The following is a 24,151-nucleotide window of genomic DNA, read 5'->3' as shown; positions in this document are numbered from 1 at the left end:
TTCGAAGCTTATTAATTAACAATTTGTAGGAAAAAGGAAGTGAAAGCTAATTGGAGAAGGAAAAAAAGAAAAAATCCCATTTTCCCTTTCGTTTAAATTTCCTTTTTTTCAGTGTGTTTTTATTATTTTCCATACTCATCCTAAGGCTTGGCTTTGTTCAGATTGTCTATGGAGAAAATTTCAAAAGGGATTTGGAACGAAAAGAAGGAATTACAGTAAGTAACCCTGTCCCAAGAGGGAAAATGCTTGACCGCAATTACCGAGTGATCGTGGATAATATCCCCAAGAGTGCCATTACCTTCAGCAACGAAGGATTTACGCTAACAGAAATGCTTGAAACAGCTGAGAAATTAGGAAAACTAATCGATAAAAATACAGATAAGCTAACTGACAAAAATAAAAAGGATTATTGGATTATAAAAAATCCAAAGCAAGCCGATGCGAAAATCACCAGAAATGAAAAGGAATTGTTTGCTGCAAAAAAATTAACGGATCAGGATTTATATAAATTAAAACTGGAACGTATAACTGACGCGGACATGAATTTATCCAAAGAGGAACTAGAGGCAGCAGCAATATTCCGAGAATTTACAAGCGGGTATATATTCACTTCACAGCTTGTAAAAAATGAAAATGTCAGTGATGGGGAATACGCAGTTGTCAGCGAAAATCTCGAGTCCCTTCCTGGCGTAGATACGACCACCGATTGGGAGCGGTCCTACCCTTTTGATTACACACTGAGGTCTGTCCTTGGCAAGGTGACCAATTCGGATGAAGGACTCCCGGCCGATCAATTGGATTATTTTTTAGCAAGAGGATACAGCCGCAATGACCGGGTTGGCAAAAGCCAACTGGAACTGCAGTATGAGGAAGTATTAAGGGGATATAAAACAAAAGTTAAAAATGTAACCGATAAAGCCGGAAGGGTCATTGAATCGCGGCCTGTTTCAGACGGCCAAAAAGGGAAAGACCTTGTCTTAACCATTGACATGGACCTGCAAAAAGCAATTGACCAGATTATCGAAGAAGAACTCTGGGCTGCCAAAAAAATGCCGGGTACTGCCTTAACTGACAGGGCTTATGTTGTTTTAATGAACCCCTTTACAGGTGAAATATTGGCCATGTCCGGAAAAAAAATGGTCAAGGATTCTTCCGGGAGAAAAGTAATGGAGGATGATGCCCTTGGCACGTTTACAACTACATATAATGTCGGTTCCACAGTGAAAGGGGCAACTGTCTTAACCGGATATAAAACGGGAGCGATTTCACCGGGAACAGTTTTTGATGATGCCGGAATAAAAATTAAAGACACTCCGCTTAAAAAGTCCTATACCTATTTAGGAAGATTAAATGAAATTGAGGCGTTAAAAAAGTCCTCCAACGTTTATATGTTTCATACAGCGTTAAGAATTGGAAACGCGCATTATGAATACGATCAACCATTAAATCTAAAAAATCTGCAAGCGTTTGAAACCATCAGAAATTCCTTCGCTTCATTTGGTCTTGGGACAAGAACGGGTATTGATTTGCCAAATGAGCAAACTGGATTTAAAGGAATAAGCAGGCTTCCAGGGTATTTGCTCGATCTGGTCATCGGGCAGTATGATACCTATTCAGCTATGCAGCTGGCCCAATATGTTTCGACCATCGCCAATGGCGGCTATCGGATGGAGCCACATGTCGTGAAGGAAATCCGCAGGCCTGCTTCGGGGACGGAGGAGCTGGGTTCCGTGGCACAGGAAATTTCTCCTGTCGTTTTAAATACAATTGATGCCAAAAAGGAGTGGCTGAACCGAGTACAGACGGGCTTTCGCAAAGTCATGCAGGAACCGGGCGGTACGGCTTTTAAATTTTTCGAAGGTGCTACTTATGCACCTGCCGGAAAAACCGGTACTGCGGAAGCCTTTTATGATGGGCCATTAAGAAGCCGCTTTGGAGAGATTCCTCCATCAGTTATGAATCTGAGCCTCGTCAGTTACGCCCCAAGTACTAATCCTGAGGTGGCGATGGCTGTTTTAGTTCCATGGGCGTTTCAAGGTGATGATGATAACAAGGCTAATTTAAAAATTGGCCGAAGGGTTTTGGATACCTACTTCCAATTGAAAAAACAATAAGGGTGAAGGGTGCTTAAGCACCCTCTTATTTATTCTCCAATACACTTTTTACTGCCTTCTCAATTTCAGCATAACCTGTGCACCGGCAAATATTTGATTCAAGCCATTCCTTGATCGTATCATCACCCGCATCTGGATGCTGTTTAATTAGTGCATGGCAGTTCATGATAAAGCCTGGTGTACAATATCCGCATTGAAAGGCGAAATTTTCTACAAAGGCTTTTTGGATAGGCGTATCCTTTAACCCTTCAATTGTCGTTACCTCTTTTCCAATCGCCTCAACGGCCAGCATCAAACAGGATTTCATCGGCCAGCCATCCACATTTACCGAACATGCCCCGCAATCACCATTTAAACAGCCTGGTTTAGCGCCTGTCAGTCCAAGTCTACCGCGCAGTACAAATAAAAGGGTGTCCGCAAATCTGGCGGTCACCATCCGCTTTTCTCCATTAACATTCAATGGAAAAGTGTGCAGGCTCATTAAAAGCTCCCCCTTTACACCGTCATTCCATCCAAAGCTCGAAGGATATCAATAAACAAATTCTTTAATACAAATAGGCGGTATTCAGCCGATCCTTCAATATCATTTAAAATGGGCTGAGGCAAAACAGTAAGTGCTCTTTCGACTCTTGCTTCTCCCGTCACTCCCTGTCTGTTTAATGCTTCCTCCACTTCCCTTGAACGGAATGGAAACGGGCAAAGTCCGCTAATAGCGACGCGAATTTCCCTATCGATTTTGAGAGCCGCAATGGTAATCAGCGGATAGCCTGTTTCCCACTGTTGACGCCGTTTTATGCTGATAAAAGGTGCCTCGACAACCCTTCTTTCAGTGACTATTTGAACGAGAAATTCTCCTTTTTCCAACTGAAGTTCCTTGTTAAAAACATTATGAATAAATGCGGTTTTCACACCTTTAGGGCCAACAAGAACTACCTGGCTATCTGCTAATAAAAACGGCAGTACAGCCTCCCGATAAAAAATTTGTCCGCATATATTCCCTCCCACTGTTATTTTTCCACGGGCGGTGTGATCGGCAATTTCACTTGAGGTCTTTGTTAAGAGCGGGAAAGGGTTTGCCTCTTCGATATTTGTTAAAGACAGGGTACTACCTAAAACCAAGTAATCCCCATCCATCTCCATAACTCTACCTTCTGCTATCCCCTTAATATCAATAACAGCATCGGCATGAGCCAAATCAATTCTTCCAAGTGTGATCAGCTCAGTACCACCGGAAAAAAACATCGGCTTTTTTCCTTGCCGTGCCAAGTTTTGGTATAATGCAACAGCTTCACTGAGCGATTGCGGCCTGTAATAATCAAAATCAAATGGAAGCATTTCTTGATGCCTCCTTTGCCCTCCATACTAATTCTGGAATGAGCGGCAAGTGGTGCAGGGATACTCCCGCCGCCAGTGACAATGCATTTCCAAGTGCTCCAGGCATCCCCATCAGTCCATGCTCTCCGACACCACGGGCACCGTATGCGGAATCAAGGGCAGGCGTTTCAACAAAACCAACTAAAAACTCAGGGTTTTCACCGTAGCGAAGGGGACGATACGTACGCAGCTGAGGATTTAGAACTCTGCCAAGCTCATCAAAATAAAAGGTTTCCCTGCCGGCAAAAGCGAGTCCCATGCTCATCGCTCCCATTACCTGGCCGAGGGCTGCTTTCTCATTCATCACTTTCCCTATATCAACGACCGTGCAGGCCTTAACGAGTCGGTATGTGTAATCCCGGCGGTCAAATTCAATTTCAACACCATAAGCCGCTGGCGTCCATTCCGGCCCTGGTTTTCCGGCGCCGGTCTCAGGATCTAAATGGCTGAGATGCCTTAATACAATATTGCCCTTGCCAATAATTTGCCCGCCAATGGCGTTCCCATTTGGATACTGATAGCCGTAGCCAATATCTTTGAAATGGAGTCCTATCGCAGGATCATCGCGTAAATATACCCGGCTTCCTCCCACCTCTAAATCTTGGATCGGCGCCCTTAACACGCAGGCTGCGATCTCTTTTAACTGATGAATAACATCTTCTGCTGCCTCGAGCACCGCCCGGCCGCCCATATAGGTACCACGGCTGGCCACTGTTTTCCAATGTTCAGGTGTTGTCTGCGTATCCACCTCCATCCGCACATGAATTTTGTCAACATCCATTTTCAACCGTTCAGCAAGAATCTGCGCGAGAACTGTTTTCGTCCCAGTGCCAATTTCAATCACACCCGACATCAAATTGATGCTCCCGTCGCGGTTAAACGTCAAAATTACCCCTGACGGTGCATCAGGGTCAATCGTCGATGTTTTCCAGCTGCAGCTTATCCCTTTTACCCTTACATACCGCTCATTTATTTCTTTTACAGATCCTTCATTCCAATTGAACAGTTCTCTTAATTTCTCAATACATTTTCGCAGGTCCCCTACATTACTTCTATTCAAAAGAACCCTTGTCGGCGTTGTATCCCCTGGCTGAATGGCGTTAATATATCTGAGCTCCAGCGGATCCATGTTTAATTTCCCGGCGAGGATATCCATGGTCCGCTCGATTGCAAAGGAAAGCTCTGAATGGCTGAAGCCCCTGAATGGTGCAGCATACGGGTGGTTTGTATACATACAATAGGAATCGCACCAAACATGATCAAGCTTATAGGGCCCGGTACAATCTGCCGCGCCAGACCTCGTTAAATCAATCGCTTTATCGGAATAAGCGCCCCCATCCCACAAGTATTGAATCTCGGCAGCCTTTAGTTTCCCGTTGCGGTCGGCGCCTAATTTCACGGTGGCATCCAGGCCGATATGGCACGGAGAAGTAAGTATATCTTCTTCTCTTGTATTTAAAAGCTTAACCGGTTTTCCGTCGACTTCCTTTGAGGCAAGGTAGGCAAGCACCTCAAGCTGCACAGATGCCTTCCCGCCATAGGCACCACCAACAAACGGAGTATGAACAATAATTTTCCCTATGTCCTCCCCAAAGTAATCGGCAATTAACCGTTTTGCCATGAAGGGTGCCTGCGAAGAAGTCATAATAATAATTTGTCCATCGGGCAAAATTTCTGCGGTCGAACACCTCGTTTCCATCGCTGCGTGATCGGACGGGGCGAATGAGAAACTCGCCTCCACCACAACCTCGCTTTCCGCCCACCCCTTTTCCATATTACCCTTTCTAATTTTGATATGAGTGGCAATATTGGTGCCAGGCACCGGATGGGAATCCTCTTTCTTTTTGTATTCACCCAACCGTTCATGGACCAAAGGCGCATCCCTTCTAAACGCTTGGGTAGGCGAATTAACGACAGGCAATGGTTCATATTGAACATAAATCAAATCAGCAGCCGTTTTCGCCTGCCCGGGAGTATCAGCCACTACGAGGGCAACCGGTTCGCCGTGGTACCTTACCTTATCAACGGCAATTGGCGGCCGGTCGCGAATGGCTTCACCCGTCAACGGATAGCGTTTTCCCGCAATAATTGCCCTGACGCCTGGGACTTGCTGGGCCTTCGAGGTATCAATGCTGACAATTTTGGCGTGGCCATATGGGCTGATGACCATTTTTGCTGACAGCATCCCGCTGGTTTGATAGTCATGTGTGTATCTGGCCCGGCCCGTCACTTTATCGAATGCTTCCTTGCGAATGACACTTTTACCGACAACCTCCAACTCGGGTCCCTCCCCCAACTCTATCTTTCTTTTTCTGAGTCCGGTAAATGCCGGCTAATCAGGTATGGTCCATAAGTGCTCTACTTTTTCACGGACCGGTTTTCGCCACGCTTCAATCATTTCCGCAATGATACTAATGGCAATTTCAGCAGGTCCCTGCGCCCCGATTGACAATCCGACCGGTGAATGAACCCATTCCGGAATCTTTTCTCCATTTAGGAGTCTTGCAGTTCTCTCTCTAGGTCCAAGAACCCCTAAGTATCTAATATTCTCATCTAGCAGCGGCCAGAGAATTTCCTGATCCCTTTGAAAATGATGCGTCATAATCACGACAAAATCATAGGGTGAAAAAGAGACATTCCGTAAAAGCTCCCTGGGGAACCCTATTAAAAGCTCGTCTGCTGCAGGAAAGTTTTGCTGCTGACAAAGCGCTTCCCGCCAATCGCACACCGTAACGGAAAAACCGGTTTCTGCCGCCAAAGAAACGAGCAATTTTGCATCCGGCCCCGCTCCAAAAACGATTAACCTTGGCTTTGGCAGATAAATGTGCTGAAAAATGACACCATCTGTCATCAGCCCACTCTTAGAGGCAAAATTAATAATCGGAAATGAGCTTCCCCAACAGCCAAATGCTTCACCTTTTTCAGGAACAAAAACATACTCCCCCAAATGGCGCAAGCTCTTAAACCCTGCCACTTTGATATTGTTATCGAGTAATTTTTTCACCAATTTCATATCTTCTTCTAACTTTCTGTTAATCGGCTCGAGCAAAATATCAATGGTTCCGTTGCAGCCCTTTCCCCAGCCGATGTCACCCTCCTCAGTCAAATCGTACCGGACAAGCTGGGGCTCTTCGCTTTCAAGCACTTTTTTTGCCCACTCCGCTAAATCGGCTTCCACACAGCCGGCACTTACCATCCCGATCTGGGTTCCGTCATCCATAAAAATCATTGAAGAACCTTCTCTTTTATAGGCAGATCCCTTTACATCAACGATTGTTGCCAGCACTTTTTTACCGGGTTGGTTCAGTACATTGATCGTTTGAAAAAAATCCTCCATGGCTCTCCCCCGCTTCAACACGTAAAGTCCTACCCTATTTATATGGCCGGGTAGGCTATTCCTAGAATAAAATTCATTATTTAACGGCTAGAGACAGTGGGTTAAGGATATGCTAAAACAAAAATACCGGAATGAGATTCGACATGAAACAAACACGTGCGTTGTTTATAACTGGCGTTGCCTCGGGAACTATGCTGAATCCCCTAAATTCATCGATGATCGCCCTGGCCTTACATAGCATTCAGAAGGACTTCCAACTTTCCTTTTCAACCGTTTCCTGGTTAATTACCGCCTTCTATTTATCGAGTGCTGTAGCACAGCCGGTAACAGGAAAAATCGGAGATATCTTTGGGAGAAAAAACACCTTTTTGTTTGGACTAGTCCTTGTTGCCCTTTCCGCCATTGGCGCTCCCTTCTCTTCGACCTTCCTATTATTAGTGGTAATGAGATTAGTTCAATCGATTGGCAGCAGTGCGATTTATCCATCAGGGATGGCGTTAATCAGGGAGCATATTAAAGAGCGGCAAGCATCTGCCCTCGCCGTTTTGTCTATTTTCGCCTCGGCAATGGTTGCGCTCGGGCCGACAATCGGCGGCTTTTTAATTGTTTGGGGAGGCTGGCCAGCGATTTTTTGGGTGAACCTGCCTTTTGTTTTCCTTAGTTTCATGCTTGGCTGGCACATGTTTCCTAAGGATGTGAAAAAGGATAAGAAAACGGTTAAAAGGTTATTTTCCAACCTTGATTTTTGGGGAATGGGATTTTTTGCTGCAGGCATGGTATTGTTTTTATGGTTCTTGCTTTCCTTTGAAAAAAGTGTCCATTATTCAGCAGGGATTGGAGGCTTACTCTTTTTTGCATTATTTGCATGGAGAGAATTGAAGGTTAAAGAACCATTTATTGATATTCGTATTTTTAAAACAAACCCTCAACTGACTTTGGTTTACGTGCAGTTTATTTTGTTAAATATCTTTTTTTATTGTTTATTTTTTGGTCTGCCTGCTTATTTTCAGGAGGCAATGGGACTGGGAGTAGAAAAAAGCGGCATGCTTATGCTGTTTATGTCGGGAGTCAGCATTATTATTTCAACGGTTGCAGGGAAATGGGCTGATAAATCCGGTGTGTATCAGCCGATTATGGCGGGGGCATTTTTATCAATTATCGGGGCCTGCGCCTTTACATTCTTTTTTGTTGGCGCATCCTATATCGTAATTGGGATCCTGTTATCGATTATGGGGCTAAGCTATGGTATTGGCAATGTTGTGCTTCAAGTGGCGATGTTAAAGGAAAGTCCCAAAGCCATAATCGGGACTACTTCCGGATTGTTTCAAACCTGCCGTTATCTAGGCTCGATTTTTTCCACCATCATTCTTGGCATGATATTTGGCGCTGAAGCCTCACCTGAAAAAATGAAAATCGTTGGCGGTATCATGATTATTCTCGGAACGATCAGCTTTTTAATAAGTGTATGGTTTTCAAGGCACTCATTACGATTCGGCAATTTAAAACGAGTCTGAAGAAAAGGAACAAGAGCTTCTTTGGGCTTTGTTCCTTTATTTCTTGTCCATCAACTTCTTAATTTCTTCCCTTGGGCTCCAGCAATTGAATTTATAGCTGGACTTTGTCTCATACCCCAAGCGTTTGCAAAAATAAAACATTCCCTCCGCTTTTTTCTCAGCTTTAAAATGCTGACAGGTGGCGCAGCAATGATAATCTTTCATCGAATTTTACTCCTCTTGAGAAGGTTTCTTAATCTATTAATTTTTCATTCATAATTTTTTCATATTTAACCATTATGATAGTAACAGGTTCGATAATGAACCATTCAACCTCCGCCCCCTTTTAATAGATATTTGTTTTTGCCCGGCCTTTCTTGGCCGGGTATTTTTTTATGTATAGTATAATGGCAAAATATATTTTCATAAACGATTACTTTCTAATTTTTTAGATAAAGAAAAGACCTTTGCCGATACGAAAAGGTCTTTTCTGTCTTTATTAAAACGCTGTTCGCGCACCAATGTAGCGAGATTTCCAGTAGGTAAGGCCCATATCGCTGATGGTGACCCCTTTTGATCCTGCATTAATAAATTTATTGTCCCCAATGTAAATGCCTACATGTGTTGGACCTGGTGCATATGTTTCATAAAACACTAAATCACCGGGTTTAGGACTTGTGATTGGAGTTAATCCGGACCACTGTGTCGCGGCTGTACGCGGAATGGATATTCCTACTTTACCAAACACGTATTTTGTAAAACCGCTGCAATCAAATCCGGCAGGCGTATTTCCACCCCATAAATATGGTGTTCCTATCAATTTTTTCGCCTCATCGACTACCAATTGTGCTTTTGAAACTGTTGGCGCAGGTGCTGGTGCCGGAGCTGGTGTAGGAGCTGCTGCTGATTCCGGCACCCAAAACTTCAGGACTTGTCCCACATAAATAGTGTCAGAAGTTAAATTATTGATAGATTTAAGCTGGGCAACTGATACATTGTTGTTGACGCCAATACGGTAAAGAGTGTCTCCCTTTTGAACTGTATATTCATGAGAATGAGGAGCAATTAATGATAGTTTTTGATTGACGTAGATGGTATCGCTATTGAGGTTATTCCATGCTTTTAAGTCCGTAACTGATAGATTGTTTGTGTGCGAGATTCTCCAAAGGGTATCTCCAGATTGAACCGTATAGGTCATTTCGTGGGCGCTTGCGGCTCCCGCATAAGAGGATAAGAAGATGCCGGCTGCCGTGACGGCTGTCAGTAGCTGTTTTTTCATTCTTGTTGCACTCCTTCAAGATATTTGTATTTACATGGTATCGAATAGTTTAGTTGGATAAAATGCCAAAGATATGGTTTACATGGCAGTGTTCGACACAATTGGAAATAAACAGGCCAAATATAACAAATGATAACTACTCTAAATTACATCCAATCCTTGATTTTTTTACACTTTTGCTATTTTCATATAACTATTTGTGACATCAATGTAACAAAATTGTAATAGTTGAAAGACATTACTAGTAATGTAGAAATATTGTAACAAAGCACCCATGCACTAGAAGACTTCAATTTTATAATGAACCTATAGAACGTTTTCAAGGTTACAAAAATATCTATGAAACATGGTGATGAAAATGCAAGGATTTAGTAAGGGACATCCTCAAGAAATGGGTCAAGGCCACCCGCATGGTAGAGGAAAATCAATTGATTATGATCAAAATCCGTTTATTGTCATTTGGGAGGTTACTAGGGCCTGCCAACTAAAGTGTGTACATTGCCGGGCAGATGCACAGCTAACACCGGACCCGCGGGAGCTGACTCACGAAGAAGGAATCAATCTCATTGATCAAATCTATGAAATGGACAACCCGATGCTTGTGTTCACCGGTGGGGATTGTATGATGAGGGAAGATTTGTTTGAGTTGGCTGACTATGCTATCAAAAAAGGTATGCGTGTTTCGATGACACCGAGCGCAACACCAAATGTCACCATCGAGAAAATGAAGCGTGCCAAAGAAGTCGGCCTCTCGCGCTGGGGTTTCAGCCTTGATGGTCCGACACCGGAAATTCATGACCATTTTAGGGGCACACCTGGTTCCTTTGAATTAACTCTTGAGAAAATAAAATACTTAAATGAATTACAAATGCCGCTGCAAATTAACACGGTAATCTCACGATATAATTATGACCATCTGGAGCGAATGGCCGAGCTTGTCGGAGAACTTGGTGCTGTCATGTGGTATATCTTCCTGCTTGTTCCTACTGGACGTGGGCAACTGGATGCCTGTATTTCACCTGCCCAGCATGAGAAGGTTTTCCGCTGGCTTTATGAATTGAGCAAAACAGCGCCATATGATATTAAAACGACAGCTGCCCAGCATTATCGCCGTGTTGTCCTCCAGCAGAAAACCCGTGATCATCTGATTGAAAAAGGGGAAATTCGCTACGAGGATTCGATTACAACCGATTTCGCCTCGATGCATGATGGGCTAAAGCGGGCGCCAAAAGGCGTCAATGACGGAAATGGGTTTGCCTTCATTTCTCATATTGGCGATGTGATGCCAAGCGGACTGCTGCCGATTGTCGGCGGCAACATTCGCGAGGAACCTTTGGCAAGTATTTATCGTGAGGCAAAAGTATTTAAAGAACTGCGCCAGCCTGACAATTATAAAGGAAAATGCGGCATATGCGAATACAACAAAATCTGCGGCGGATCCCGCTCGAGAACATTTGCCGTCACCGGAGATTATTTAGAAAGCGAGCCATTCTGCGTTTATATTCCGCAAGCGATGCGAAACAAAGAAACTGTACCAGTTGTTTGATACAATTTTAAAAAGGGCCATCCTTTGCAGGAGAGCCCTTTCTTCATTCAATTAATCCCGTATCCGTAATTTTAACTTTCGTATCTACCTTAAAGACTATTTTGGGATATATTTGTTTCCATTCCTCCCAATCATTCTCACTAAAATGGCGGGAACGGTAGTGCAATCCAAAGCCAATCGGGTCCAGGCCTGACTTCTGTATTTTCACTAAAACGTGTTTGATAAGTTCGTTCGCTTCTTTTTCCACTTCCTTTTCATATTTGGCTAATTTCGAATTGGGAATTTTTCTGCTTGTCTCCTCTATGATCCCCTTTATTTTAATATCGAATTTTATATAGGGCGCTTTCCCTTTAGGCGTATAAATTTTATACTTTGAGCTTATTTTCTGCGTATCTATAAAAAACCTTGTTTTGCCCTTTCTTGCCCATATCGCTGATTTTTCTTCCTTATTCAATAGGAAGTTAAGAGCTTTTGTTTCCTCGGAATTAAGGGTGAGTTTCATATGACTTTTATTAAAGAGACTGGTGGTTTTAATTTCAAATAATTCCTTTTTAGCTTCAACAATCGGCAGCATCGGGTCCAACCCCCGTTCAATCAGCCTCATCTTAAAATCAAACAGGAAATCTGGCAGAATATAAGGTGTTTCCGAGCCGTCTTGTCCCATAGCAAGAAACAATGAATTCGACGGAATTTGTTCTGATTTCGGTTTGACCTTAAGGACTTCCAGCGCATTAGGCTTTGCTACCGCCACCCACGAAATCAATTGAATATCTCTACGTCGTGAAAGCCAATAGTAAATCCCCGCGTTACCCTTTTGTTTTGCCAGATTCTCACCAATCAATATCATCTTTGCGTGACTAAAATCGATTTCCTTATCCACTTTTGTTTTAATAATGCGAACAGCATCCGACATCGAGTCCGCTTGTTCCGATACAATCGTGAATTCGTTTGGCTGTTGTTTTGACCCGCTAGGTACAGCAAGTTTTAGGTGGACATCATATTTCTTTGAACTGTTCTTAGCAAGATCGACCCCAATGCTGACTACAAACAGGCGCTTATCGATATCCTTGAACCCGCACCCGGTCAAAAGTAAAGAACCGATGACAATGATAGCTGCAACAGTCCAATTTACAGTGTTTTTCATGCTAACTGCCTCCTTGCCCAAAAGCTAAAAGAAATCACAAGGACTACTTCAACTCCTATTCGGGCAATCATCCAATAGACCGTAATCTGATTTAAAAGGATTGTTTCAAGGAACATGACCGCAATTACCGAGCACCCAGAATAGGCTGAAAGAACAATCCATTTCATCTTTTTGTTTTCCTTTTTCCTAAACGTCCCCTTAAATAATTCAAATGCGTTATGCCAATGTATCGAGATACTCATAAGTGTGATACTCATATAAAACAATAAAAATATAAAAATGACTCGCTCTATCGGACTGTAAACGAGGCGCAGAGAATCTGACGTCGAAATCCAAGGGTATAGATATTCCTGGGCACCGTCGGATCCATGAAACCCAATTGGAATAAAAAAGGTAGTAAACAAATTGAAAATACCCATAAAGAGGATAATTACAAAGTTCCAAACTTTAAGTTTTTCTTTAATTACTCGATTAAAAATAACAAGATTGGCATAACCGCTAAAAACGTAAGAAGCTGCAGCGATGGCTTTTATACTTGGCCGATCGAACAGATGGGTGCCAACCTCAAGAATTGAATCCCAGCTAATATAATCACTGGTGAAAGCTTTAAATACGATGAAACCGATTAACGGTGTATTCATAAACAGGACAATTTCTAAAATATACATAACCCTTTCGGTAGGAAGCTGAATAATAAATATAATAGCGATTAAATAAATCGACAGCAGTAATAATCTTGGCATTTCCGGGTTGATAAAACGGGTTAAGATATCAATAAAACCAACCAGCGTGATGAGACCAGCGGAAAACCCGGCAAGCTGAATGATGCCAAAATGGAGAAGTGTTAACCACCGGCGCTTAAAAAATTTATCTGCGATTTCAGGGAGCCCTTGCCCTGGGAATTTCGTAATAGCTTTACTATAAAGGCAGGAAAGGGTAAAACCAATCGGTATGGCAATCAACACACCCATTACCGCTCCTTCATACCGGTATTCGATTAAGATTTTCGGTATAAAAATGATTACGTTAATTAACATATTGGTTAATATTAAATAGAGAAAATATCGGTTCAATCCCCTCCCTCCTTAACTAAGTTATTTTTTATTTGGCTTCGTTTGAATTAATGTAAGGAATGGCTGGCCAAAACTGTCCAGCTTAACCATGTACGCAATAAACAACAAAAACCCGATACCTACACCGACCAACCCGAATACAGTGGCGAGTCCCAAAACGATATATTTCACAATTCTTACTGAAAAACTGAAGGCATTAATAGGGACAACAAAGTTGGAAATGGCTACAGTCGATACAATGATAATCATAATATTACTCACTAGCCCTGCCTCTGTTGCTGCCTGCCCCAAAATTAAACCGCCTACGGTTGTCGCTGTCGGCCCAATTGCCTTTGGCAGCCGTATGCTGGCCTCTGTCAACATTTCCATCATAAACAGCATCAGCAATACTTCGACAAATGAAGGATACGGAACAAGATTTCGACTCCCAGCAATAGATAAGGCCAATTGCACCCGATATATCTCCGGGTTATAACTAGTTGTCGCCACATACAGCCCCGGTAAAACTATGCTGACAAAAAGGCCGATATAACGCAATGTCTGCAGGAATCTCCCAACCCAATAGGTTTGATAAATATCAGCCATTGAAGCCATAAAATCCTTCATTGAAGTTGGCAAAACAACGGCAAATGGCGAACCATGGATTAGTAAAATTATTTTTCCCGTTGACAAGTTTATAGCGACCCGGTCCGGTCTTTCCGTCACAAGCATGACCGGAAACAAGGATCGATTGCTTTTTTTGATACTGTCAAGCAGTTGTTCCCCGGTTTGAAACATATTGATATCAACATTAGACAAAAATTCTTTGATTCGGCCTAATGTGTCCATGTCAGCAAATCTCGTGTCATAAAGGAGCATCACCTTCGTTTTGGAAATGGTCCCCACTTGTGAGGATTCAACTTTTAAGGTGGCTTCTGGATAACGGTGGCGGATCAGGCCAAGATTTGTCGGCAAGCTTTCACTAAACCCCGATTGCGGCCCTTGGATCGTCGTTTCTACCGTTGTATCCTGAACTGCATTATTACGGTCAACCTTGCAGTCAAATAAAAAAATATAGTCCTGATAAAAAAGGACTGCTTCCCCCCTAAGCACACTTTCGACAGCTTGGGCTTCGGTCTTGAACGTTGATATTTTTGGATGGGATTGAAGGTAATCTAGAAATAACTCAGCGCCTTGTATTTCAAAAAAGGGTTTAAGGACATATTGGCCTAAAACCTGTTCATCACTGATTGATTTTATATAATAGGTTTCAAGATACTTTTCTTTCGTGAAGTTTTCTTTAAAAACTACATCTTCTGCCTTTTGAATTTTGTCCATTAGACTTTTTTTGATGGATTCCACTTTAGTAGTCGGCATATGTCTCCCTCTTTAACAACTGCTTTGTACGTTACTGTCCCACATTAGCTGGTATTTTATTCTAAAAAGAGAGGCGAAATATGAGTAATGAGTTTTGGTTTTTCGTTGAGTTTAGTGGTAATATCGTAGTAGTTTCGAAACATGTGCTTCAATTATAGAAAGTGATATTTTGATTTTTACATAAAAAAAGGGTGTTAACTATGATCAACTTTATCGGTATTACAGAGGGGAAAACAATAGAAAAACTCAATTCAATTGAAAATCTAAATCTTGATAAGTATAAATGGTTTTGGATTGATTTTAATGAACCGACTAATGAAGAAATGCAACTATTAAGTGATGCACTTCACTTTCATCCATTGGCAATTGAGGATTGTCTAAATAGTACCCTTCAAAGACCTAAACTTGATTATTACGATGATTATACTTTCTTTATTACTCATATTGTTCGACAGGAAGAAGGGGAAATCATCAAAGATGAGCTGGATTTTTTCGTTGCGGAAGACTTTTTAGTTACTTTTCATCTTTTGCCCTCGCTTGAGGTTTCTCAGGTGATGGGAAGATTAACTACTGAAAGTAAGGTAGATAAACTTACCAGCCCTCATGTGTTTTATGACATTCTAGACAAAATCGTGGATAACTACTTCCCGATTATTTATAAAATTGAGGACAAATTGGACGAAATCGAGGAAAATACGCTGAATAAACGAATGGACAATTTATTAAGTGATCTGTTTGAAACAAGATATATGTTATTGAATCTAACGCATACGGTCAATCCAATGCGTGACCTTTTATACCGAATGTTAAATTCGCAGCATTTAAAGGCGATTATTAAAAGAAAAGAGTATTTTTCAGACATCTACGATCACCTTTTAAAATTATCGGATATGGTGATGTCTAATAGGGAGATTACTGCGGACATCAGAGATAATTATCTATCGTTAAATTCTCACCAGACAAACAATGTAATGAAAGTCCTAACCATAATGACCTCTATATTCGCCCCCCTAACATTTGTGGCGGGAATTTTTGGAATGAACTTTAAAAATATGCCTGAGTTGGAATGGAAATATGGTTATCCCTATTCTCTTACTTTGATGGCAGTTATTGGATTAACGCTGTTATATTGGTTCAAAAAAAAACGATGGTTTTAATCGCAAAAATGGAGCTGGAGAATTATTTCTCCAACTCCAGTACCGTAAGTTGATCTCCCTCATCTAGCATGAGTTTTTCTTTAAATGTGACAAATACCAGATTACCGTTTTTACGTTTAATACATAACGGAATTCCTCTTATCTCTAGTTCCTCCTTAAGCACAGTTTGATTCATATTAATTTCAATAGTTTTCATGGAGTAGCCAATGTTAACTTTTTTATTTAACTCCGTAAATGTTGCCCCCTCTCCAAATAACAAATGCGCTTTTAGAGCAGGTGGAATTTCTTTGTGTTCCGTTTGACTCGCTCCAATTGGCAAGGAAAATGTGTTGTTATAGCCGAATTCAGGGATGTAGGTTTGACAAACAAGCGCATTATACGCTACATCCCCCTTCATAGCTAAAATTGTATCATAAGGGGACATGTCTATTTCGAATTCACTATGCTCCGAGAGAATTTCTCCATGGTAAGTCGCAATCCCCAACTTTCTTGCCCGGTATAATCGATCATCGGATGTATCCGTAATCAGGACCGAAGTCCCTAATTCTTTTAAATGCTGTGCAAAAGCTATGGAAAAACTACTGGCACCCACAATCACGACGCCTGAGGAGTTTGTATTAGCCAAATCCAGTTTCCGAGCAATTGGACCGATTGAAAAACCATGTGCACAAACCGTAATAAAAACTAAAGCTAACGTAAGAGGAGTTAAAATGGAGGCACTTTGATAGCCGTCTTCGATTAATAACTCGGCAAAATACCCTGAAACAGTCAATGCAACAATTCCTCTTGGCGCAATCCAGCCTATTAGCGTTTTTTCAGATAAAGTCAGTTCTGTTCCAATCGTAGATAACCAAATAGACAACGGCCGAACGATGAAAAGCATGGTAATGACAAATAAAATAATCGGCCAAGTGAAAATACCTATAATCGTTTCTCTTGTAAGTGATGCCGTCAATAAAATAAAAACTGTAGAAATAAGCATAACCGAGATATTTTCCATGAAATGACCAATACTTCCAATAGAATGGACATATTTCTTGGACCGGGCTAATGTTAGCCCCATGGTGGTCACAGCAAGCATTCCGGTTTCGTGCATGATGACTTCACCTAACGTGAAACAAATTAAGACACAGCTAAAGATTATTGGGGATTTCAGGTATTCAGGGAACAACCCTTTACTAACTAAAAGACTAACGAGTATACCAATGACATAACCTACTAAAATTGCTAAGATGGAATCGACAAAAAATGGAATAAGATCACTAAATTGAAACACTTGCACCGAGGTTATTTTAATAATCTCATAAGCAAATAAAGCTAGCATTGGACCAACCGGATCAACAATAATGCCTTCCCATTTCAGTACTGAAGAGACTCGGGGGGTTAATTTTGCTTGCCTAAGCAAGGGGATAATGACCGTAGGACCGGTAACAACAAATAATCCACCAATGATAAAAGAGATCTCAAGACTTAGTCCAGCAATAAAATGGGCTGCTAATGACCCCCCAATCCAAGCTAAAAGGGCACCCAAAGTCACGATACGAAAAACTGATTTAGAGATACCTTTCAGTTCACGGATATCAAGGCTTGTACTGCCTTCAAATAAAATCAACGCAACGGCAAGAGATATAATTGGGCTATAAAGTCCCCCTAGTCCTTCTTGTGGATTGACTAAATCGAGTATTGGACCAATCAAAAGTCCAGCAATCGTCATTATCACGATAGATGGCCACTGGATCCGCCAGGCTAACCACTGTGAGAACATCCCGAGTGCAATAACGATAACAATACTCATCAAAGTAAATTCTTGTGTAATATAAATCACCCTCTTTTTGAATTAAAAAAGTATATCATCTTCCTAGCTAATGCAGTTGCAGATACGATAACATTTACAACCATTATGCTAATTAGTATTCAGTCTTCAATAATTTTTTAGTTTGGAAAAGCTTTGTTAACAAAATAATTTTATTAAATTCCCCCGAAATTAAATCAATTGATCATTTATTGCATAAAAATTGCACGATTTTTGCAAACTTAATCCTTATAGGAGGTGTTTGTGCATAGTTAAAGTTAAAATCGTGGTAAGTTTATCTATATTTTTACTTTTATATTCAGCAGCTTGGTTATTGCAGCAAAAAAATCATTGGGAATTTAATGATTATAAAATGGAATCTCCTACAAACAACCTGAACGTGGTTCCATTAAATACACAAAATACTCAGTTGAATATCCATTTAAACCCCGAGGAATTAAATGTAAATCGGAAAAGGAAATTTTATAAACCATTTAAGCCAAGGGAATATGTTCGAATTGAAGAATTTAAGTAAAAGTGTTCCAAGCCAATAACTTGGAACACTTTTTTACTCTTGAATTGAATTAATCTGCAGATGATTTAGACATCATTTTTTTATATTCTTTTAAATCGTCTCTAATACTTTTATCCCAAAGTGGTACTCCCGCATTATAAGCAGCCCTGTTAATTAAATGACCGGAAATTGGGGAGGTCATAAAGAGAAAGATAATTCCTAAAATAATTCGGGAATTTAAATGTCCTTTTAGGGCAACAAAATAAATAAATGTTCCTAATAAAATCGACATTACCCCTAATGTTGCCGCTTTTGATGCTGCATGGTTTCTTGCATACACGTCAGGGAGTCTGATGACTCCAAAGGTAGCAATCAGGCAAAGAAGGGCACCGATAAGAATAAAAAATCCAATTACAAAATCAACGAGTGCGCTCACGTTCAATAATAACCCCCTTTTCCAAATACTTGGCAAATGCTATCGTTCCAATAAAAGCGAGAATCCCTAGAAGAAGGATGATCTCTAGAAATGCATTAGATTTTAATACGATCGAGATAAGAGCTGTTATGGCCATAAGATTAACCCCGATTGCATCTAAGGCAATAACACGATCCGGTATGGTAGGCCCTTTAATAACTCGATAGATAAGTCCGAGCATCGCTAAGGAGCAGCATAATAAAGCAATTCGAATAACGATTTCGAGCATTATCCACTCACCTCCAAAATGGCTTTCTCAAACGTATTTTTGATACTGCTGATTTCATCTTCTACTTCTCCTATATCCATCGCATGAACAAATAATGTTTTATTGTCTTCTGATATGTCAATAACTAGAGTGCCAGGCGTCAACGTAATCAAACTGGATAATAGGGTAATTTGCCAGTCCTTTGTTAGTTCAGTTTGCAAGGCAAAGATGCCGGGACTCATATCTAATTTAGGTTTTAACACGATTTTGACAATCGCAATATTAGATAAAAGAAGTTCTTTTAAAAAGATTAAGGAAAGCTTGATAAATGACCAAAATCTAAATAGGTAAAAGCGGCTTTTGAAAAAACGCCTTAAAACGAAAATAACAAGCAGACCAAACAAATAACCTTTCACAAAGCTAATGGGATCAAAAGAAACCTTAATAAACATCCATAGATAAGCCAGTACTATATTTAATAAAATTTGAAATGCCATTAGTAATCACTCCCTTAAGACAGCTTTAATATAAATATCAGGATTTGCTAATGTATCAGCTGCCTGAGAAATATAAGGCAAAAACGCTTCTGTATTAATCCCATATAAAACAGAAATAGCTACTATAATAACTGGAGAGATCAGCAGCCAACTAACAGGCGGCCTTCCTTCTTCTCTAAAGGTTGGGTCCTCCCCCCAAAAACCATTAATGAATATCTTCATCACCGAAAATAATACGAGTAAACTTGAAAGTAAAACAATCGAAGCACCCAGAAAGTTTTTTTCTTCAAATCCCCCTTGTACTATGAGTAGTTTGCCAACGAATCCGCTTAAAGGAGGAATACCGGCAAGAGCTAAAGCTGCAATAAAAAAGGTCCATGCGAGGCCCGGATAATGGCGCATAAGCCCACTGAATTTTTTCAAATTAGATGTTCCTGTTATCGTGACGATAATGCCAACTAGAAGAAACAGTCCTGCTTTAATGAGCATATCATGGACAAAATAGTACACAGATCCAGTAAGCGAATCAGGATTCATTACTGATATGCCATAAAGAATCACGCCAACTGCAACAATGATATTGTAAATAATGATTTTCTTTATATCCCAATAGGCCAAAGCTCCAATGACACCGGCTACAATCGAAAGAATCGATAAAACAGAAAGAAGTTGGAACGTAAAGTCCATATCATTATAGAAAAATAGCGTAAACGTTCTGGTGATAGAATAGACTCCGACTTTCGTTAATAGGGCACCGAAAAGGGCTAAGACGGGTGCCGGGGGTGCAAAATAGGAGCCTGGCATCCAAAAGAAGAGCGGAAAAATCGCGCCTTTTAAGCCAAAGACAATTAAAAACATAATGGCAATAACGGATAAAATACCAGGCATTCCATTTTCGCTGATTTCGTTTATACGCTCAGAAATATGGGCCATATTCAATGTCCCAACTACAGAATATAAATAAGCAACAGCAATTACAAATAATGCTGACGAAATCACATTGACCAGCAAATATTTAATGGATTCCCTTAATTGAATTTTTGTTCCCCCAAGCACTAGCAAAACATATGAAGACATGAGCATAACTTCAAAAAATACAAAAAGGTTAAAGATATCTCCCGTCGTAAATGCGCCGTTGACCCCAACTAATAAAAAGCTAAAAACCGGGTAGTAGTAATATTTTTCACGATCAGCTCCTATAGATTTGAAGGAGTAAATTAAACAAACAAACGTAATTATACTTGTAGTAAATACCAATAGTGCTGAAAACATATCGGATACTAATGTAATCCCAAAGGGAGCATCCCAGTTTCCCATATTAAGTGATTGAATCCCATCACGACGGACTTCTTGGATGATGATAAAAGAAACCACCATGGTTCCAATGGATGATAGGACAGCAATAACACGCTGTGCCAAAATATTTTTGTTCAGGCAAATTAAAACTGCCCCTGTTAACAATGGAATTAAAATGGGTAATATGATTAAATTAGTCATTTTGCTCTGGCCCCTTCATATTTTCCACATTATCCGTTCCCAGTTCTTGATAGGTCCTGTAAGCCAACACCAAGAAAAAAGCTGTAACGCCAAAGCTAATGACAATAGCTGTTAATATTAAGGCCTGCGGCAGCGGATCTGTATAGAGTTCAGCATTTTCTCCCAGTAAAGGTACTGTACCTCTTTTTAAACCGCCCATTGTTAAAATAAGAAGATGTGCGCCGTGGCTCAATAAACCAGTTCCGATAATAATGCGTAGTAAACTTTTAGACAGTATTAAATAGGTGGCTGTCATAAATAAGATGCCAATGACAAAAGCCATTAATATTTCCATTATTCATCCTCTCCTATCGTTAGAATAATGGTCATCGTAACTCCGACAACAACAAAATAAACTCCTAAATCAAAAATTGTAGCTGTATGAAGAGCTAAATCTCCTAGCACTGGTAGTTCAACATGTGTGAAGACATGTGTTAAAAAAGGAACTTTAAATAAAATAGCACCTGCACTTGTTCCGATCGCAAATAATAAGCCAATGGCCGTGACGATTCGGTAGTTAACAGGCAAGATCTTTTGCACCGTCTTTATATCATAAGTAATTAATAAAAGAACAATCGCTCCCGCTGTCATCAATCCGCCAATAAAGCCGCCCCCCGGATAATAGTGGCCGGCGGTGAAAATATAGATTGAAAATAGGACGATGAAGAAGAGAAGCAATTTTATGGCTGTTTCGAGAATCATATTATTCGGCTGTCTCATCCATCTTTCATCCCTTTCATTCTTAATTTAATCATCCCGTAAATCCCTAAGGAGGCAATTGCTAGTACAGTAATCTCAAAAAGCGTGTCAAATCCGCGAAAATCAACTAGAATTACGTTTACCATATTTTTTCCAGCCGCTTCTTTATAAGTGTTTTCCACATAAAATTTTGAGATAGAATCAAACAGTTTCTGGCTGTGCGCCGAGAGAGCGATTGCTGTTACGACTGCACCAACTCCTACTGAAATAAGGGCATTTGTTAATTTAAATCTTATACGAGTCTCATATTGACGTAATTTTGGCAGATGATAAAAACAGACTAAGAACAATGCAACTGAAATCGTTTCAATCACCAGCTGGGTTAAAGCCAAATCAGGTGCTCTAAAAAGGACGTAGTATAGTGAAACGGTATATCCTACGGCACCAAGAATAATGATGGAAGTCATTCTGGATTTGACAAATAAAATGCTGATGGAGCCAACAACCAAAAATATAGCAAGTATCCATTCATAAATCCCGATGGAAGAAATATTGCTTGTATCAAACTTAAAGGCATCCTTCCAAAAAAGAGTGACCATCAAAATGAAAATAAAGAAAGCAAATATATAGACAAGATAGGAGCGAATCGAACCATTCATATATTTGTTCGTTACTTTATAGGAGCCCGCTTGGGACCACTCTAGCAGGCGGTCATAAAAGTGAAACAGAGAAAACTTCTCTGGCATAAAAGAGTAAGCCTTTATCCACTTCGGCAAAGTTTTATAAAGGATGATTCCTAATAAGATGACACCTAAAGTCATAAAAACTTCAATTGTAAAGCCATGCCAAAACGAAATATGAACCACAAATTCTTCACCTGAATTTAATAAACTTGGCAAAATAGAACCCATAGCTGGAGAAATCAAACTATCTGATAACAGATTTGGGAATATCCCGAAAATGATTACAAGTGATACTAGAAAGACAGGCGGTATTAACATTCCTAAAGGTGCTTCATGCGGCTTCTTGTCCAGCTTTTCAGGCTGATACTTTCCTGTGAATGTTTTGAAAACCAGAATAATACTGTAAAGGAATGTGAAGATACTGGCAATCCACGCTATAACGGGGAATAATGCCCCAAATGTATCCAGGTTGAAAATATCCAATTGCGTTACTCGAACCATGGATGTAAAAAACATCTCTTTACTTAGGAATCCATTAAATGGGGGAAGCCCTGCCATAGAGAAGGTTCCAATCAGTGAAATCGTAAAGGTGATCGGCATAATATGCATAAGTCCGCCAAGCTTTCGGATATCTCTGGTTCCAGTTTCATGATCTATAATCCCGGCAGCCATGAACAGGCTTCCTTTGAATGTTGCGTGGTTGATTAAATGGAAAATGGCTGCTGTTATTGCAACAATATAAATATTGTCATCCAAATCTTCGTAATGAAGCGCGGCAGATCCGACACCGAGTAATGACATAATCAATCCCAGCTGACTCACCGTTGAAAAAGCAAGAATACCTTTTAAATCTGTTTGTTTAATCGCGAATATAGAACCCCAGGTTAAGGTGATGATTCCTACTCCAGCTATTAGCCAAAACCAAAAACTTGATTGTCCAAATACCGGAGTTAATCTTGCCACTAAATAAATTCCGGCCTTTACCATCGTGGCTGAATGCAAATAAGCACTTACTGGTGTAGGCGCCTCCATCGCATCAGGTAGCCAAATATAGAAAGGAAATTGAGCCGACTTTGTAAAAGCGCCTAACAAAATACAAATTAACGCAGGTACAAAGAACGAGTGATGAAATATATCGTTAGATTGAGCCGAGATTTCGGTAATACTGAATGTCCCTGTCATGATGTATAAAAGGACGATTCCACCTAGCATAGCCAGACCGCCAAACACCGTAATTAACATAGACTTTTGTGCTCCATAACGGGATTTATCTCGTTCATACCAGTAACCGATTAATAGAAAGGAAGAGAAGCTTGTTAGCTCCCAGAAGGCATACATGACAATCAAGTTATCTGATAAAACAACACCTAGCATCGCACCCATAAAAAGCAATAAATAGACATAGAAGGTATTAAGCTTTTCTTTATTTTTTGCTAAGTAATAGATCGAATAAAAAACGACTAAAGCTCCGATACCAGTAATTAAAAGGGCAAATAAAAGGCCGAGCCCATCAACTTTTGCTGTGAAATTTATTCCTAAAGAAGGAATCCAGTTTAATGTTTCCATAAAAGTATTTTGATTTGATATTTTTGGAATGGTGGAAAGAAAATAGATAAACAGTAAAATAGGAAGTGGAAGAACAAACCATCCAGTATGTATGCGATTAAACTTTTTATAAAAAATTGGTATAAAAATAGAAAATAATAGTGGCGAAACAATCGCCAAATGCAGATAAGACAATAGCAAATCCTCCCTTAGCAAAAAATTGAAATAAACCTTTCTTGAACAAGACCGAATAAAAGGCATATTGAATGTATTTTTCGACTCTCTCTACTTTATTAAATGATCAAATCACTCGCCTTCAATTTATTATT

At 40.4% G+C, this 24,151-nt stretch carries 21 protein-coding genes; 4 read left to right on the top strand and 17 right to left on the bottom strand.

Annotation, left to right across the window (positions count from 1 at the left end; genetic code table 11):
• Positions 1–50 precede the first annotated feature (50 nt).
• A complete protein-coding gene (locus ACZ5B7_RS12110) occupies positions 51–2,114 on the top strand; it encodes a peptidoglycan D,D-transpeptidase FtsI family protein (protein WP_464493921.1) in 2,064 nt (687 codons plus the stop codon).
• A 25-nt stretch (positions 2,115–2,139) separates the two neighbouring features.
• On the opposite strand, the gene ACZ5B7_RS12105 is transcribed toward ACZ5B7_RS12110, so the two are convergent.
• The 4 genes from ACZ5B7_RS12105 to ACZ5B7_RS12090 are packed head-to-tail and all read right to left on the bottom strand — an operon-like array spanning position 2,140 to position 6,825.
• The gene (locus ACZ5B7_RS12105) at positions 2,140–2,595 is read right to left on the bottom strand and encodes a (2Fe-2S)-binding protein (protein ID WP_464493920.1); all 456 of its coding nucleotides are present in this window, start codon (positions 2,593–2,595) and stop codon (positions 2,140–2,142) included.
• A 14-nt stretch (positions 2,596–2,609) separates the two neighbouring features.
• Positions 2,610–3,449 (bottom strand): FAD binding domain-containing protein, encoded by an 840-nt coding sequence (locus tag ACZ5B7_RS12100; protein ID WP_464493919.1) that lies wholly within the window; start codon positions 3,447–3,449, stop codon positions 2,610–2,612.
• On the bottom strand, positions 3,436–5,766 hold the full coding sequence (locus ACZ5B7_RS12095) for a xanthine dehydrogenase family protein molybdopterin-binding subunit (protein ID WP_464493918.1): 2,331 nt from the start codon (positions 5,764–5,766) through the stop codon (positions 3,436–3,438). Before ACZ5B7_RS12095 ends, ACZ5B7_RS12100 begins: the two co-directional genes overlap by 14 nt.
• 54 nt (positions 5,767–5,820) lie before the next feature.
• A complete protein-coding gene (locus tag ACZ5B7_RS12090; protein ID WP_464493917.1) occupies positions 5,821–6,825 on the bottom strand; it encodes an XdhC family protein in 1,005 nt (334 codons plus the stop codon).
• 143 nt (positions 6,826–6,968) lie between these two features.
• Here ACZ5B7_RS12090 and ACZ5B7_RS12085 point away from each other — a divergent pair, with 143 nt between their 5' ends.
• On the top strand, positions 6,969–8,339 hold the full coding sequence (locus ACZ5B7_RS12085) for an MFS transporter (RefSeq protein WP_464493916.1): 1,371 nt from the start codon (positions 6,969–6,971) through the stop codon (positions 8,337–8,339).
• A gap of 36 nt (positions 8,340–8,375) precedes the next feature.
• On the opposite strand, the gene ACZ5B7_RS12080 is transcribed toward ACZ5B7_RS12085, so the two are convergent.
• The gene (locus ACZ5B7_RS12080; protein ID WP_213140439.1) at positions 8,376–8,543 is read right to left on the bottom strand and encodes a hypothetical protein; all 168 of its coding nucleotides are present in this window, start codon (positions 8,541–8,543) and stop codon (positions 8,376–8,378) included.
• 274 nt (positions 8,544–8,817) lie between these two features.
• Positions 8,818–9,597 (bottom strand): NlpC/P60 family protein, encoded by a 780-nt coding sequence (locus ACZ5B7_RS12075; protein ID WP_464493915.1) that lies wholly within the window; start codon positions 9,595–9,597, stop codon positions 8,818–8,820.
• A 358-nt stretch (positions 9,598–9,955) separates the two neighbouring features.
• On the opposite strand from ACZ5B7_RS12075, the gene ACZ5B7_RS12070 reads away from it, so the two are divergent.
• Entirely contained in the window at positions 9,956–11,143 is a 1,188-nt protein-coding gene (locus ACZ5B7_RS12070) for a TIGR04053 family radical SAM/SPASM domain-containing protein (RefSeq protein WP_464493914.1), read from the top strand.
• A 43-nt stretch (positions 11,144–11,186) separates the two neighbouring features.
• Here ACZ5B7_RS12070 and ACZ5B7_RS12065 read toward each other — a convergent pair whose 3' ends face one another.
• Genes ACZ5B7_RS12065 through ACZ5B7_RS12055 form a run of 3 tightly spaced genes read right to left on the bottom strand, consistent with a single transcriptional unit; the run spans position 11,187 to position 14,716 of the window.
• Complete coding sequence (locus ACZ5B7_RS12065) at positions 11,187–12,287, bottom strand: Ger(x)C family spore germination protein (protein WP_464493913.1); 1,101 nt, start codon at positions 12,285–12,287, stop codon at positions 11,187–11,189.
• Complete coding sequence (locus ACZ5B7_RS12060) at positions 12,284–13,360, bottom strand: SLC5/6 family protein (RefSeq protein ID WP_464493912.1); 1,077 nt, start codon at positions 13,358–13,360, stop codon at positions 12,284–12,286. Before ACZ5B7_RS12060 ends, ACZ5B7_RS12065 begins: the two co-directional genes overlap by 4 nt.
• A 21-nt stretch (positions 13,361–13,381) precedes the next feature.
• Positions 13,382–14,716 (bottom strand): spore germination protein, encoded by a 1,335-nt coding sequence (locus ACZ5B7_RS12055; protein WP_464493911.1) that lies wholly within the window; start codon positions 14,714–14,716, stop codon positions 13,382–13,384.
• Positions 14,717–14,916: 200 nt separating this feature from the next.
• Between ACZ5B7_RS12055 and corA the strand changes: the two genes are divergently transcribed.
• The gene (corA, locus tag ACZ5B7_RS12050; protein WP_464493910.1) at positions 14,917–15,873 is read left to right on the top strand and encodes a magnesium/cobalt transporter CorA; all 957 of its coding nucleotides are present in this window, start codon (positions 14,917–14,919) and stop codon (positions 15,871–15,873) included.
• 22 nt (positions 15,874–15,895) lie between these two features.
• Here corA and ACZ5B7_RS12045 read toward each other — a convergent pair whose 3' ends face one another.
• The 8 genes from ACZ5B7_RS12045 to ACZ5B7_RS12010 form a co-directional block, all read right to left on the bottom strand.
• Positions 15,896–17,668 carry a cation:proton antiporter gene (locus ACZ5B7_RS12045; RefSeq protein ID WP_464493909.1) on the bottom strand — a complete coding sequence of 591 codons (1,773 nt, stop codon included), beginning with the start codon at positions 17,666–17,668 and terminating at the stop codon, positions 15,896–15,898.
• Between the two features lie 581 nt (positions 17,669–18,249).
• The gene (gene mnhG, locus ACZ5B7_RS12040; RefSeq protein WP_464494486.1) at positions 18,250–18,615 is read right to left on the bottom strand and encodes a monovalent cation/H(+) antiporter subunit G; all 366 of its coding nucleotides are present in this window, start codon (positions 18,613–18,615) and stop codon (positions 18,250–18,252) included.
• Positions 18,599–18,835, bottom strand: coding sequence for a Na(+)/H(+) antiporter subunit F1 (locus ACZ5B7_RS12035; protein WP_464494485.1), 237 nt, complete (start codon positions 18,833–18,835; stop codon positions 18,599–18,601). The genes mnhG and ACZ5B7_RS12035 overlap by 17 nt, the downstream gene beginning before the upstream one ends.
• Positions 18,836–18,882: 47 nt before the next feature.
• Positions 18,883–19,359: a Na+/H+ antiporter subunit E gene (locus ACZ5B7_RS12030; RefSeq protein ID WP_464493908.1), complete on the bottom strand. Its 477-nt coding sequence runs from the start codon at positions 19,357–19,359 to the stop codon at positions 18,883–18,885.
• A gap of 6 nt (positions 19,360–19,365) precedes the next feature.
• Complete coding sequence (locus ACZ5B7_RS12025) at positions 19,366–20,856, bottom strand: Na+/H+ antiporter subunit D (RefSeq protein WP_464493907.1); 1,491 nt, start codon at positions 20,854–20,856, stop codon at positions 19,366–19,368.
• Positions 20,849–21,190 (bottom strand): Na(+)/H(+) antiporter subunit C, encoded by a 342-nt coding sequence (locus ACZ5B7_RS12020; protein WP_464493906.1) that lies wholly within the window; start codon positions 21,188–21,190, stop codon positions 20,849–20,851. The genes ACZ5B7_RS12025 and ACZ5B7_RS12020 overlap by 8 nt, the downstream gene beginning before the upstream one ends.
• The gene (locus ACZ5B7_RS12015) at positions 21,190–21,615 is read right to left on the bottom strand and encodes a Na(+)/H(+) antiporter subunit B (RefSeq protein WP_464493905.1); all 426 of its coding nucleotides are present in this window, start codon (positions 21,613–21,615) and stop codon (positions 21,190–21,192) included. The genes ACZ5B7_RS12020 and ACZ5B7_RS12015 overlap by 1 nt, the downstream gene beginning before the upstream one ends.
• On the bottom strand, positions 21,612–24,017 hold the full coding sequence (locus tag ACZ5B7_RS12010) for a Na+/H+ antiporter subunit A (protein ID WP_464493904.1): 2,406 nt from the start codon (positions 24,015–24,017) through the stop codon (positions 21,612–21,614). The genes ACZ5B7_RS12015 and ACZ5B7_RS12010 overlap by 4 nt, the downstream gene beginning before the upstream one ends.
• Between the last annotated feature and the right edge of the window lie 134 nt (positions 24,018–24,151).

The sequence above is a fragment of the Neobacillus sp. S1115 genome, assembly GCF_055385565.1.
The sequence above is the reverse complement of the archived record's forward strand: the minus strand, read 5'-3'. Positions and strand labels throughout refer to the sequence as shown.